Genomic DNA, 14405 nt, shown 5'->3' on the forward strand with positions numbered 1-14405 from the left:
TTGAGAGCCGTCAGCTCTGCTCCAGCAGATTGGTCAGTTCATAAACAACCAGCCGCTGATAGTCTGCATCGTCTCCGTATCTCGAAAAAATACTTTCATATGCTGCCGAGCGTTCATCTGCATACGATTCATCATTTTCTGTGAGCCCAAGGCTTTTAAAATACTTCATTGGCTCCTGAACAAAAGCGGGCCTCGGTCCCCAGCTGAAATAAACCTTTCCGTGTTCATCAGAAACCACCACTTTTGGCACTGACGTGCCGCCGAGCGTCCGGAATTGATCGATAAAATCCGGGTGCTCCTCCTGAATAAACACTTCCACCGGAACGCCTGCTTTTCGCATCACTTCCACGATTACCGGAAAGTTCCGGTGCACATCCCCGCACCAGTCGGATGCAAGGATAGAGCAGTGCAGATCATCCCTGGACTGCAGGGCGAGCAGCTTATCCTCCGGGTGATGGTTCCAGGAGAAAGCGGCCTGCCACGGCTCCATTTTCTCCCGGTACGTTGGGCGCATGCGTTCAACAAAATCGTCTACGGCCAGGCCGTGGCCTGTTTTATCTGAAATATCAAAAGCGGATGGCATAATTATCGTCCTCCTTGGTAGTTATCTTCCTCAGCTGACTTTTCTTTAAACAAACGTTTTCTGAATATAATCCATGCTTATACGCACGCTTTCCAGGGGCTTTCGTCGCGAGGCGTCCTGCTCCACGATCTGCCAGGAAGCCCCGGCCTCCTCTGCTTTTTTCATAATCGACTCTATATCCATTTTCCCTTCGCCGAGCTCCGCAAAAAATTCCTCTCCGTCTTCAGTCATATCTTTAATATGCACAAGTGAAAGCCGGTCCCTGAGCCGGTCCATCAAGTGAAAGCCGGTCCCTGAGCCGGTCCATCCAGGCAAAAGGGTCTTCCCCCGCCTTCTTTACCCAATATGTATCAAGCTCCACCTGCACGTGCTCCGGCTTCATTTCCTCAAGCATCACTTCAAATGGCAGCTGTCCTTCGAGCGGGAGCAGTTCGAAATCATGGTTATGATACGAAAATGTGATGCCTTCCTTCCGGCACGCTTTTCCGATTCTGTTCAGCTCCTTCGCCGTCTGCTTATAGGCCTTCAGACTCGAGCGTTTTTCTTCATCGAGATATGGACAGACAATGTGGCGGCATCCAAGCGCCAGATGCTTTTCTATTACCCCGTCCAGGTCATCCTGCAGATCCTCCAACGACACATGGCTCGAGACTACCTGAAGGCCAATGTTTTTCATCGTTCCCGCTAGCTCCTCTGTACCGAAGCCGCCGTTCTGGCCGGCGAGCTCCACCGCTTTGTATCCCATGGTTCTCACCTGCTGGAGCGTTCCGATAAAATCCTCTTCAAGCTCGTTTCGAAGCGTGTAAAGCTGCAGTGCGATATTCATAGATTCATCTCCTTTTGGTAAACGTTTACATATAGTATATACGGTTTTGCTGTTCTATACAAAAAAGCCTCCGGCACAGGAGTCCGGAGACCTTTCTATTACGCTTTTTTTGCTTTGGATAAACCGTTTCCAAGACCTGTCTTTTCACAGAACGACTCATATTCCGTATTCCAGGCAGTATGCTCTTTCGGGGAAAAGGCGTTTACGTTCACTGCTTCGCGAATATACCTGCGCGCTTCGTGGCGGTCTTTTATTTTTCCGGCAGCGGTCAGCTGCACGGTGATATTGCCGAGGGCACTCGCTTCCTTCGGCCCGGCCCACACGTTACGTCCAAGCGCATTTGCTGTAAACTGGGACAGATGTGTATTTTTAATGCCGCCTCCCACCATGTGAAGCCCGGAAAAATACTGACCGGAAAGCTGTTCCGTCCGTTCGAGCACGTAACGGTATTTCATGGCCAGACTCTCCATAATGCACCGTCCAATTTCCCCCTTCGTTTCAGGGATTTTTTGGCCGGTCTCCCGGCAGTACTGCTGGATTTGGGAAGGCATATCTGCCGGATGCAGAAACTGGAGATCATCCGGATCGATAAATGACTGAAAGGCCGGGGCTTCTTCCATTTGGGCAAGCAGGGCTTCATGCGAAACATCATCGCTGCGCCAGACACGCCGGCATTCTTCGAAAATCCACAGCCCCATAATATTTTTCAGCAGCCGGAAGGTCCGCTCAACACCGCCTTCGTTGGTGAAATTCCATTCAAAGGCTTCCGGGGTCGTAGCAGGCTCTTCAATTTCGGTGCCCATCAGCGACCATGTGCCGCAGCTTAAATAGGCAAAGGAGGAGGATTCAGCCGGAACTCCGGCTACCGCTGCCCCCGTATCATGCTCGGCGCTTGTGTAGACAGGTATTGCCGGCACCTGCAGCTCCTGCTGCAAATCTTCACGAAGCTCTCCCACCCGGGTACCCGGCATCACTACATCAGGCATCCACTCCCTTGGCACGCCGATAGCCTTTAACAGCTTCTCGTCCCAGTCCATTGTCCGGGGGTTAAACAGCTGGGTCGTGGTCGCATTTGTAAATTCACTTTTTATTTCTCCCGTTAAAAAATAGCGCAGCAGGTCAGGGATCATTAAGAGCGTCCGCGTTTCCTTTAAAACTGGGGAATCGGTCTTCACCATCGCTTCAAGCTGATAAATAGTGTTAAATGGCAGAAACTGAATGCCGGTGCGTTCAAAAATAAACTCCTTGCCGAGACGCTCCGTTACCTGCTCCATCACTCCATCTGTATGAGCATCGCGGTAATGATACGGGTGGCGCAAAAGCTCTCCGTCCTTCCCTACACAGCCGAAGTCGACCGCCCAGCTGTCGATGGCGATGCTTTCAATGTCCTGCCGCTCCTCATAAGCCGCACGAATGCCTTCTTTTAATTCGTGAAAAATACGGTAAATATCCCAGTGAAAACGGCCATTCACCCGTACTGGTTCATTTTTAAAGCGGTGCACATCCATGGTTTCAAGCCGCCCGGCTTCGATCCAGCCAAGCACGGCTCTTCCGCTGCCTGCACCTAAATCGAACGCGAGTACACTCACCAGCTGGCACCACCTTTGCCGCGGGAGAGGATTTTTTCCCCATAGCCGCTGGCGCGATAAGCGTCCATCGGCTTCACCGAAGCGCCTGCTTCTTCGCGGAATGCTTCGAGAAGCGGTGTAACATCAGCTTCAAAGGCAGACCGGATCGCGCGTTCAGCACCTAGAACGTCCTGCTTCTCCTGAGCGTTTCTCAGCTCCTCCAAATTCACCAGGCACGCCTTGGCATACATTGTCTGAACGTTTTCAATCGAACGGATCATGGCCGGGATTTTTGGTTCCAGGTTATGGCACTGGTCGAGCATATACGCGATATTTTCTGCGTTTTGACGAACCGCTGGATCCGGGTCCTCCTCAGCCTGCACAATCTGCTGCAGAATTAAAAATACTTCATACGGATCATGCGCGCCGACAATAAGATCATCATCTGCATACTTGCGGCTGTTAAAGTGAAAGCCGCCCAGCTTCTGTTCGTCGAGCAGGTACGCCACAATGTGCTCGATATTAGTCGCCTGCGGATGGTGTCCGGTGTCCACCAGCACCTCCGCTTTGCTGCCAAGTTTGTTGGCTGCGTTAAATGCCATGCCCCAGTCTGCAAAATCAGTGTGATAAAACCCCGGTTCGAAAAACTTGTATTCAATCAGCATGCGCATCGAATCGTCCAGGGCGTCATACGTGCTTTTCAGCCCTTCAAGCATCCAGTTTTTCCGCTTCCGAAAGTCCGCCTGCCCCGGGTAGTTGGTACCGTCGGCAAACCAAAGGCTTAACACATTGGAGTCTACTTCCCGTACAATATCAATGCATTCAAGCAGATGATCGAGCGCCTTCCGACGGATCGCCGGGTCCGTATTGGTTAAGCTGCCAAATTTATAATCGTCATCCTGAAACAGATTCGGATTCACCGCTCCAATACTCACGCCAAGACTTTCTGCGTGCGCTTTCAATTCCTTGTAATTATCTACTTTATCCCACGGAATATGAATCGCCACTGAAGGGCTTGAACCGGTGTGCTTGTGCACCTGAGCGGCGTCCTCCAATTTTTCAAAAGGATCTCGCGGTATGCCTTCCTGCTGAAATACTTTAAAACGGGTGCCGGAATCTCCAAAGCCCCAGGAAGGGGTTTCGACCTGCAGCTTCTGCAGCTTCTTTTTAACCGCTTCGAGGTCAATGCCCCTTGCCTGCTGCTGTTCTTCGAATAATGTATAATGACGATCACTCATGTGTTATCCTCCTATCTCTATTTCAAAAGCGGGCCACACCGATGTCTGTCTTCTTTATTCAGAAGGGGCACGCCCGCCGGAGATTTTCCCGGCAGGCAGCTCCTTGTTTTCGTTTAGCGTGTGAAGGCCGCTGGTACACCGCCGTCTACGGTCAGCATGCAGCCGGTTGTTTTTTCTGATTTTGATGAAGCAAAGAAAGCAATCGCTTCTGCAATATCCTCCGGATAAATATTAACGAGCAGCGTTGTGCGTTTACGGTAATGTTCATCGAGTTCGTCAGCTTCAATACCGTAGGCCGCCGCCCGTTCTTCCTTCCACGAAGAGGACCAGATTTTCGATCCCTGCAGCACTGCGTCCGGCAGAACAGAGTTCACGCGGATGCCGTACTCGCCGCCTTCGGCTGCGATGCAGCGTGCAAGGTGGGTTTCAAGTGCCTTTGCCGAGCTGTATGCTGCCGCATTTTTTCCGGCATATACCGAGTTTTTAGAGCCGACAAAGACCATATTCCCTCCGGTCCCCTGCGCTTTCATCTGGGTAAATGCTTCACGGGCCACCAGGAAGTAGCCGGTACCAAGCACGTCCATATTCAGCTGCCACTGCTTCAGCGTCGTTTCGTCTAATGGGCTTGAAGAAGCCAGGCCGGCGTTATTCACGATAATATCCACACCCCCGTACTGCAGAGCCGCTTCTTTAAAGGAAGCCGCGACAGCTTCTTCAGAGGTAACATCCATCGCCACGGCATAAGCTCTTTCTTCACCGTACGCCTGCGTGTATTCCTCCGCTTTTTCCTGCGCTCCCTCGGCGTTTAAGTCGGCAATCACCACATGGGCACCGTCGCCGAGCAGTTCTCTGCAGGCTGCTGATCCGATCCCGCCGGCTCCTCCGGTGATAAATGCCACCTGTCTCGAGAACTCTGCTTCCGGCGGAGCAAGTGAGAGCTTATACAGCTCGAGCGGCCAGTACTCCACGTTATAGGATTCATTCTCCGACAGGGAAACGAAAGAACCGAGAGCAGTGCTTCCTTTCATAACAGCAATCGCCCGGTGGTAGAGTGCTCCACTTACATTGGCCATCCGCTTATCCTTGCCGGTATTGACCATACCTACGCCCGGAATTAAAATGACGCGCGGCGCCGGCTCAAACATCGTGTCGCCCTCATTTTTGTTTCTTTCAAAGTACCTGGTGTATTCCTGCTTGTATGTCTCGATGCCTGCTTTTACTTTTTCAGCCAGAGCGTCTTGTCCCTCGGATGGCTTCCAGTCAACAAACAGAGGCGTTCGTTTCGTGTGCACGAGGTGGTCCGGGCAGGCAGCTCCCACCTGGGAAAGCTCAGGTGCGTCTTTACTGTTCACGAATTCAAGCACTGCTTCGTCGTCCGAATAAGAAAGAATCATTTTTTTATGGTCGCTCACTGCTCCGCGGATAACCGGCATCACTCCGGCAAGCAGTTCTTTGCGTTCTTCCTCCGGCAACGCCTTTGTATGTTCGCCTCCAAACACCGTTTGCTGATTTTCCTGCGTTTTTACAATGTAGTCTTCTGCTTTCTGAATTACTTCAATAGTCTGGTCGTAGCTTTCTTTCGATGTTTCTCCCCATGTGACCAAACCGTGCTTTTCCATCAGCACCATTTCTGCCTTCGGATTATTTTGTACGCCTTCGGCGATCATTTTGGACAGTGTAAAGCCCGGACGTACATACGGCACCCAGACAAACCGGTCCCCGAATATTTCGCGGGCAATATCCTTGCCGTTGTCTGCGCAGCAGATACTGATAATAGCATCCGGATGCGTATGATCCACGTGTTTAAAAGGCAGAAAAGCGTGGAGAAGCGTTTCAATGGATGAACGCGGATGGCCCGGGTCGATCATGCAGTGACGCAGGTAGGCTACCATTTCCTCGTCCGGCATTTCTTCGCGCTCCATTAACGGACGGATATCCTCCATACTCAAAGCGGTAAAGTGTTTTTCTTCCATGGTCGCAAGGTCCGAGCCGCTTCCCTTTACCCACATTACTTCAATGTCCCGGCCGCGGAAATCCTTTTCCGTGGTCTTCAAAGACGTATTTCCTCCGCCCCAGTTACATACCGAACGGTCCTGCCCCAGCAGGTTGGAACGGTAGCGAAGCTGTTCTACGCCGGTCTTGAACCTGGATGCTTCATTTTCATTCCAGAGGTTTTTCACCTTTTTAACGTTTGTAATCATTCTTCAACCTCCATTTAATCTTCTTTAAGCGTTTTCATACACCTATACTATCATAAACTACAGTAAAAACAAACATAAAACAAAATAAAACAAATAAAATTCACCATTTAATTTTCATTGTATGTTTTTACTTTTCTATTTGCGCTCTTTACGGAGAATCCGGGCATCGTTTTTATCCAGATTGCAATGAACAGCAAGCAAATCATCCGTTAACAAATCCGTGTATCTTCCGCACAGCTTTACCTGCGCCGGCTCTTTGGAATGATTCAGCAGAAATAAATATTGTTCGCCGTTCTTCACTCTTTCAACGGCCTCCACCCCGTCTGTCGCCCCATTCACTAATGGGGAAATGTTTTTATCAGCTGCGATGGTTGCCACCAAATCCTGCAGTGCCCGGTGTTCCATATGAGAAGCAACGTACCAGGCCTCTCCTTTTCCGAACTGATTTTTTGTTATCACCGGCATACCGGCGTAAAAATCTTTTTCATATTCTGCGATCACTTCAGCTCCTTCGGGGTGAAGCAGATCAAACAAATAACGGCATTCATAGGCGCCCTTCAGCTTGCCGACAGGACCCGAAACTGCCGCGGTATTCGTATAATCGGGCGGCAGGGCATCAATTTCTTCCACCCATATCCCAAGAACGTTCCGGAGCGGTCCCGGGTAGCCTCCGGGGTGAATGCGATCCGATTCATCCGCAATGCCGCTGAAATAGGTGGTGACAAAGATTCCGCCCTGCTTTGTAAAGCTTTCCACCCGCTCGGCCCATTCTTTTTTCACCATATACATCATCGGAGCAACCACAATGTCATACCCGCTCCAGTCCTGTTCCGGATGAACCATGTCTACAGGGATGTGGTTATCAAAAAAGGCCCGGTAATATGCATGAACTTCCCGTACGTAATCAATTTCTACTGACGGACCGCTCGACAGCTCTGCAGCCCAACGGGTCTCCCAGTCATAAAGAATAGCAGCGCGGGCGCGACTGGTACTATCCGTTAACGCGTTTCCGAGCTTTTGAAGTTCTTCGCCGAGCGCCGCAGTCTCCCGAAACACACGCGTATGTTCATGACCGGCGTGCTCAATCACCGCTCCGTGAAACTTTTCGGTTGCTCCGGGGGAACGCCGAAGCTGAAAAAACTGTACTGTGTCTGCCCCGTGAGCCACCGCCTGATAGCTCCACAGGCGCATCACACCGGGGCGTTTTAAGGAATTATACGGCTGCCAGTTCTGCTGGCTCGGTGTCTGCTCCATCAGCATAAATGGCTGTCCCTGCTTCAAGCCGCGCATCAGGTCATGCGTCATGGCGGTTTCGCTTGGAGGTGTTTCCATTCCCGGATAGTTATCCCACGACACGACATCCAGGTACGGGGCCCACTGAAAATAATCGAGACCTTCATACGTTCCCATAAAATTAGTCGTGATGGGAAGGTCCGGTGTGTAGCTTTTAATGGCTTCATACTCCATACGGTAGCAGGCCAGGAGCTGGGTACTCATAAACCGGCGGTAATCGAGCGAAATGCCCTGATTGTCGGTTTCACCGCCTTCCCGCTCTTCACTCAGCGCGTTCGGCACGACGATTTCCTTCCAGTCGTAAAACGTGTGTCCCCAGAACGCCGTATTCCATGCATAATTGAGCGCTTCCAGCGTCCCGTATTTGTTTTGCAGCCATTCCTGAAAGGCTTGTTCACAAAGAGCACAGTAGCACCGCCCCCCATATTCGTTGGACACGTGCCAGGCAAGCACGGCCGGATGGTGCTGATAGCGCTCGGCAAGAAAGGCAGCGATACGGGCGGCATAATCCCGGTAGACCGGGCTGGTTGGACACGAGTTGTGACGCCCGCCGAATTTGCGCTTCCGGCCGTGAAAATCTACCCGCAGCACTTCCGGATATTTTTTAGCCATCCAGGCCGGATGCGCCCCGGTTCCTGTGGCTAAGCATGTATAAATTCCGGATTCGTATAAGCGGTTAATCAAACGATCCAGCCACTCTGCTTTGTAGATTTGTTCATCAAATTGTATTTTTTCCCAGGAAAAAACGTTTAAGGTGACCACATCAATGCCGGCCATCTGAAACATCCGAATGTCTTCCTCCACGGTTTCCTCCGGCCACTGCTCCGGATTATAATCCCCGCCGTACCAAATTTTTGGCAGACTTTCATGAATCATTTCAATTCCCCCGTTCAATTATTCTTTTACGGAACCGCCAATAATTCCGGAAATAAAGTATCTTTGTAAAAACAAGAAAATAATGAATATTGGCAGAATCGAAATAGCCGCCCCGGTCATTAATACACCGTAGTCAATCGAACGCTGACCGGCGATCGTGGCAAGAGCTACCGGAAGCGTATACATGTCTTCAGAAATCAAAGCAATCAATGGCCATAAAAAGTTATTCCACTGGTGCGTAAATAAAAATATAGAAACAGCTGCAATGGCCGGTATCATCGTTGGGAGAGCGACCCGGAAAAAGATATATAACTCACCTGCTCCGTCCACTCTTGACGCCTCAATCAATGAATCGGGTATCGACTGCATGTTCTGCCGCATGAGAAAAATCGCAAATGGATAGGCCAGCTGCGGCAGAATAATCGCCGCATACGTATCAAGCAGACCAAACGATGCAAACAGTTCAAACTGCGGAATTACGAGTGCCTGATAAGGGACCATCATCGACAGAAGGAATACACCGAAAATAATTTCTTTACCTTTGAAATGGTATTTTGCGAACGCGAATCCGGCAGCCGCACTGATAATCCCTCCGAGCACCGTGTAAACAATTGTAATAAACGCTGAATTAAACAGCGCCTGCCATATGTCAATCTGGCTTAATAAGCTTTGAATATTTTCAAGCAGGTGACCACCCGGAATGAAATTAGGAGGAATACTGAGTGTCTCCCCGGACGGGTTTGTGGCGCCGACAATCATCCAGTAAAACGGCCCTACAGTTAGAATAACTCCGAACATGAGCACAATATAAAATGCTGTTTTTTGCAGTCTTACTTCTGTCATTTTCGTTCACCGCCCAATCTGAACTGTAGGAATGAAAGAATTACTATGATAACTACGACTACGTATGCAATCGCCGAAGCGTATTCAAAGTCAAAATACTCGAACCCGTTTTCATACAAGTACATCGTAATAGTGGTTGTCGCATTTACCGGGCCGCCGCCAGTCAGAGTATACGGCTCGTCAAACAGCTGCAGCGTACCAATGGTCGAAATAATAGCTGCAAATAAAATAACCGGACGGAGCTGCGGTACTGTAATGGAAAAAAACTGCCGTATTTTTCCCGCTCCATCGATGCGGGCCGCTTCATACAAGTCGTTCGATATATTCTGCAGGCCCGCCAGAAGAATGATCATGTTGTAGCCAGTCCAGCGCCACAGCATTACGAGTACTAGCGAAACCTTGGCCCAGAACGGATTGTTCAGCCATCCGACCGGTTCAAGCCCCACCGCCGTCAGCAGGTAGTTGATAAGCCCGTAATCCGGGTTTAACAGCAGTAGAAAAATCACTGATGCTGCTACAAGGGAGGTTACTGCCGGGGTAAAAAAGGCAACCCGGAAAAATCCTTTCATTTTCAAGAACGCTGAATTCATCAGTACCGCCAGAATAACAGCAAGAAAAATCATAATCGGCACCTGCAGCACGAGTAATAACAGCGTATTCCCTAAAGCCTGGTAGAAGACAGGATCCTGAAACAAACGCACGTAGTTGTTCAGACCGACAAACACCCGTTCTCCGGCTTCTGTAGTTTGAAAGCTCAACCAAAACGAAGCAATAATTGGATATGCCGTGAAAATTAAAAACAACAGCACAGCCGGGAGCAAAAGTACATATGGAGCTGTCTTTACAGTGAACCATGTTCTTTTTACCGGCCTGCCTCCAGGATCTGGCGAAGATCCTTTTTCCTCCGATTCTGTTTCCCAGTTCGTTTCTTCGGATGGATAACTCATTACTTACCGCCCCCTTTATTTATTCTTCATCCGTCTCTCCTACGTCTCTTCCTGTCCCCGCCTTCAGCCGCTGTTCAATTCTATCTACAATGTCCCCGGGATCTTCATCGTACAAATACATGGAAACAATCTCTTCGTTGAACGTATTGTCCGCTCTCGCGTAGTCGCTCGTATACGTTACTTCCGGTATTTCCGTAGCAATATCGGCAAAGTCGGCATACACTGACTGACCATCGAAGTACTCCTGACCTTCCTGGAAAATGGGAGCATCATATGCTTCGGTCAGCGATGGAAACAGCCCCTGATTTTCCAATCCGTCCAGTTGGGCATCGAGGTTGGTAGAAACGAACTCGCCAAATAAATAAGCTGCCTCTTTCTGTTCGGAAACCTGAGGGATGGCGTAGCTGGAGCCGCCGCTGTTGGCAGCACGGACGCCCTGCTCTTCAAATTCGGGAAGCGGAAACATACCCCAGGACCCTGACAGCTCCGGCATCTGGTCAGTCATTGTTCCGTACCACCAGACCGCGTTCGGCAGCGTAGCCACTTCGCCGTTTTTCAGGCCGGCCACCCGTCCATCCCAGTTCGTAACGTTCGACATAATATCTTTATCTTCAAATTCCTTCATTAAATCTGCAGCCCGTCTTGTCTCTTCTGAGCCCACGGTCAGTTCCCCGTCACTGTTAAAGTAAAAGGCATCCTGCTGATGGATCATGAAACGGTTCAGCGGAACGGATTCATTCAAGGTCAGACCGAGCATGTCTGCCCCGGTTTCATCTTTAATCGTCTCTCCTGCGTCCACATAATCGCTCCATGTTTCAATCGACTCTGCCTCTACACCCGCTTCTTCAAATATGTCTTTACGGTAAAAGACTCCCACTGGGCCAACGTCTCTTGGAAAAGCAATCACGTTGCCCTCTTCGTCTTTAATGGATTCTTCCTTGGTCGGAGTGAAGGAGCCCATATGCTCTTCAAATCCTGATTCAGAAAGATTTACAAATGTATTTGGAAAATCATTTTGAAATGACGGCAGTCGCTGGTCCTCTACCTGCACCAGATCCGGAAGCTGTCCACCCTCACCGGCTGCAAGTCCGGTTATCAGCCTTTGATACACCTGGTCTGGTCCTTGTTTATTGATATTCACTTCTATATTTGGATACCTTTCATTAAATTCCGGAACCATAGTTTCCAAAAAATCTGCTTCGAGTGCCCATGCCCACACGGTAATTGAACCTGAAACGCTCTCAGGATCTTCAGGCTTCTTTACCTGATCTGTCGAGGCTGTATTTCCGCTGCAGGCGGACAATATTAATGAACTGCCGAGCATAAGCGCAGCTGAGGCTTTAAGAATTCGTTTCATACGCGTCCCCGCCCTTTCTGTTTTGGGTTGCTTCATTTGTTTCTATACTTTCCTTTGCTCCTTCGTGCATGCGTTTATGCCATTGTGCCAGCCAGACAAAATAGAGGATGGGGAGACTCGCCCCGAAAAATAATGTAAGTCCCGGCACAAGCCACAACAAATACACCCACGCCCCACCTCCAAAAACAAATCCGAGTGATAAAGGAAGCCGGCCGACACTAAGCAGAAATGCCTGTCCAATTTCACGCGAGAACGTCCGGGGGAGGGCTTCGTTAAACATTAATAAGTATATGAGCATCACTGTTATTACAAATACCGCTGTCCCAACGAGACCAATGACCGGGGCCTGCCACCCTGGCCCCAGGCTTTGCAGCATTAACAGCTGCATACATGCAGCTCCCATAAAAGCTGCTATACCGAAAGCCCGGAGGTTCATTGCCCAAAAAAATTGTTTATAGAGCTTAAAGAATACACGTAACGAAGTTCGTTCCTGTCGCAGTTCTTTTTTCCATACTTCCGATACTGCTGCCGTTGCCGGCGCCCACCCGAATACAAATGCTCCCGCAGCTGTCCCTGTAAGCCAGTAAAAATTCAGTCTAGCCGCATTCACCACCCACTCCATCACCCGGATTGCTTTCATTTACTAACCTCCTTCAAAACAAAGTAAAATTTTAAGTAAAATGATAACGTTTTCATTTTATCTTAGAATGTTTAACACGCAGCGTCTTACCAAATGAAGAACTCCCTTACTAAATTTGGAACAAAGAATATACAATATTATTTCTTTACTGCCGACTCCGCCCGCTGTAAAGCAGCAAAAAAGCAGCCCTGCTTTACGCAGAACTGCTTTGCACGCTGTCACTCAACCAGGCCGAACAGCCTTGGCAGGAACAAACTGATTTCCGGAATGAATGCCACTAAGACAAGTGCTGCGACAAGCGGCACATAAAACATCATCAGCTTCGGTATAATTTTTTCGATTGGTACTTTACTGACACTGCTGCCGATAAACAGCACAGTCCCAATTGGCGGCGTCGTAACTCCGATTGCAAGGGCCATTGCCATAATCATTCCAAAGTGTACCGGGTGAATACCCATCTCTGTAGCCACCGGGAACATGATTGGTGTGAAAATGAGCAGGGCCGGCGCTACGTCCATAAACGTACCTACAACCAACAAAATCAAAAGCATAATAAGTAATAAAATGATGGTGTTATCTGTGACAGAAAGCATGGCGTTAGTGATCGACTGCGGAATTTCCGCGTACGCAAGCACCCAGCTCATCGCTGTCGATGCACCGATCAAAAGCAGAATAATGCCCGAATAGGAAACGGTCTCCTTCAAAATCTTTGGAAAATCAGAAAATGAAAGACTACGGTAAATTAAGCAAAGCAAAAGCGCATAGAATACTGCTACTGCAGCACCTTCGGTTGCTGTAAATATTCCGCCGGCAATACCGCCGATGACGACTACAATCAAAAACAAACTAGGTACAGCCTGCCAGACAATTTTTACTGCTTCACCAGCTCCCGTTTTATCAGCAACTGGATATTTCGCCCGTTTGGCAAGAATGTAGGCAACAATTATTAACAGCCCGACCATCAGAAGTCCCGGCAGATACCCGGCAATAAACAAGGCGCCGATGGATGTTCCACCAGTCAACAATGAATAGATAATCGGCATACCGCTTGGCGGAATGATCAGCCCGGTCGGTGCCGAAGCAATGTTAACTGCCGCAGAGTAGGAAGAGGAATAGCCTTCTTTTTCCTGCTGGGGGTGCATGATTCTTCCCATCGAAGCAGCAGCGGCAATTGCCGAGCCCGAAATGGCTCCAAACAGGGTGTTACCGATAATGTTTGTATGAGCAAGCGAGCCGGCCATTCTTCCGCCGATCAGCTTTGCCAGATTAATCAGCCGTAGCGCAATACCACCGTTGTTCATAATGCTTCCCGCAAGCATAAAGAATACAAGAGCGAGAAGCACGGTGCTGTCCACCCCGGTAATTAACTGCTGGGACACCGCAAGAAGCGACGCGTCCACGGATAAAATCAGCAGCGCAGCGGCGAATGTTGCTGCTGCAATGCTTACCGCGATCGGCACCCCGATAAATAAGAATAGGAAAAACAATCCAAATAGTATAATGCCAGTCCAAACAGCTACATCCATTCATGATCCCCCTTTTCTTCAATACGGGGCGCTTCCACTTCCCGGCGGTTCATCATGTTGTAAATTTGATAGAAAATAACGATGACCCCGCTTACCGGAAGTATGCCGTAAATCAATCCCATTGGAATTCTCAAAATAGGTGAAAGCTCCGCCATCGTCGCGCTTGCGATCGTATAGCCGCCAATCACCAGAACGAATAGCGCAAAGCCAATCACAATCAGGTCAATCAGCCAACGGAGCCCCAGGTGGGCTTTTCCGGTAATTTTGTCTCTTAAAAAGGAAATTGCCAAATGCTCGTCCTGGCCAAAAGCGTATGCTCCGCCTAAAAAGGCGATCCAGATTAATGAAAAACGCAGTACTTCTTCTGTAATAATACTCGGATCTCCAAGTACAAACCTCGTAAATACCTGCCATATCGCTGCTACAGTCAGAAATATAACCAGGGCACTTGTAATAACTAAAAGCACCATATCAATACTCTTTTTTACTGCCCGCATGTTCCTCACC

Annotated in this window: 13 protein-coding genes; all 13 read right to left on the reverse strand. The window is 49.4% G+C overall.

Features of this window, described 5'->3' with window-relative positions; translation table 11 throughout:
- Window positions 1–10: 10 nt before the first annotated feature.
- The 13 genes from ACTTK7_RS07540 to ACTTK7_RS07600 all read right to left on the reverse strand — a co-directional run bounded on the left by ACTTK7_RS07540 (window position 11) and on the right by ACTTK7_RS07600 (window position 14395).
- Window positions 11–583, reverse strand: a complete 573-nt coding sequence (locus tag ACTTK7_RS07540) for a thioredoxin family protein (RefSeq protein WP_462867111.1) — start codon at window positions 581–583, stop codon at window positions 11–13.
- A 45-nt stretch (window positions 584–628) separates the two neighbouring features.
- On the reverse strand, window positions 629–829 hold the full coding sequence (locus tag ACTTK7_RS07545; RefSeq protein ID WP_462867113.1) for a hypothetical protein: 201 nt from the start codon (window positions 827–829) through the stop codon (window positions 629–631).
- Window positions 819–1409 carry a sugar phosphate isomerase/epimerase family protein gene (locus ACTTK7_RS07550; RefSeq protein WP_462867115.1) on the reverse strand — a complete coding sequence of 197 codons (591 nt, stop codon included), beginning with the start codon at window positions 1407–1409 and terminating at the stop codon, window positions 819–821. The genes ACTTK7_RS07545 and ACTTK7_RS07550 overlap by 11 nt, the downstream gene beginning before the upstream one ends.
- A 98-nt stretch (window positions 1410–1507) precedes the next feature.
- Complete coding sequence (locus ACTTK7_RS07555) at window positions 1508–2998, reverse strand: rhamnulokinase (protein WP_462867116.1); 1491 nt, start codon at window positions 2996–2998, stop codon at window positions 1508–1510.
- Window positions 2995–4215 (reverse strand): L-rhamnose isomerase, encoded by a 1221-nt coding sequence (gene rhaI / locus ACTTK7_RS07560; protein ID WP_462867118.1) that lies wholly within the window; start codon window positions 4213–4215, stop codon window positions 2995–2997. Before rhaI ends, ACTTK7_RS07555 begins: the two co-directional genes overlap by 4 nt.
- Window positions 4216–4328: 113 nt before the next feature.
- Window positions 4329–6416, reverse strand: a complete 2088-nt coding sequence (locus ACTTK7_RS07565) for a bifunctional aldolase/short-chain dehydrogenase (protein ID WP_462867120.1) — start codon at window positions 6414–6416, stop codon at window positions 4329–4331.
- A gap of 135 nt (window positions 6417–6551) precedes the next feature.
- Window positions 6552–8585 (reverse strand): beta-galactosidase, encoded by a 2034-nt coding sequence (locus ACTTK7_RS07570; RefSeq protein WP_462867122.1) that lies wholly within the window; start codon window positions 8583–8585, stop codon window positions 6552–6554.
- 18 nt (window positions 8586–8603) lie between these two features.
- On the reverse strand, window positions 8604–9428 hold the full coding sequence (locus tag ACTTK7_RS07575; protein ID WP_462867124.1) for a carbohydrate ABC transporter permease: 825 nt from the start codon (window positions 9426–9428) through the stop codon (window positions 8604–8606).
- Window positions 9425–10375, reverse strand: a complete 951-nt coding sequence (locus ACTTK7_RS07580) for a carbohydrate ABC transporter permease (protein ID WP_462867126.1) — start codon at window positions 10373–10375, stop codon at window positions 9425–9427. Before ACTTK7_RS07580 ends, ACTTK7_RS07575 begins: the two co-directional genes overlap by 4 nt.
- Window positions 10376–10394: 19 nt before the next feature.
- The gene (locus ACTTK7_RS07585; RefSeq protein WP_462867128.1) at window positions 10395–11732 is read right to left on the reverse strand and encodes an ABC transporter substrate-binding protein; all 1338 of its coding nucleotides are present in this window, start codon (window positions 11730–11732) and stop codon (window positions 10395–10397) included.
- Complete coding sequence (locus ACTTK7_RS07590) at window positions 11716–12372, reverse strand: YesL family protein (RefSeq protein ID WP_462867129.1); 657 nt, start codon at window positions 12370–12372, stop codon at window positions 11716–11718. The genes ACTTK7_RS07585 and ACTTK7_RS07590 overlap by 17 nt, the downstream gene beginning before the upstream one ends.
- Window positions 12373–12590: 218 nt before the next feature.
- The gene (locus tag ACTTK7_RS07595; RefSeq protein ID WP_462867131.1) at window positions 12591–13898 is read right to left on the reverse strand and encodes a TRAP transporter large permease; all 1308 of its coding nucleotides are present in this window, start codon (window positions 13896–13898) and stop codon (window positions 12591–12593) included.
- On the reverse strand, window positions 13889–14395 hold the full coding sequence (locus ACTTK7_RS07600) for a TRAP transporter small permease (protein ID WP_462867132.1): 507 nt from the start codon (window positions 14393–14395) through the stop codon (window positions 13889–13891). The genes ACTTK7_RS07595 and ACTTK7_RS07600 overlap by 10 nt, the downstream gene beginning before the upstream one ends.
- Window positions 14396–14405: the final 10 nt, after the last annotated feature.

The organism is Marinococcus tarijensis (assembly GCF_054971385.1).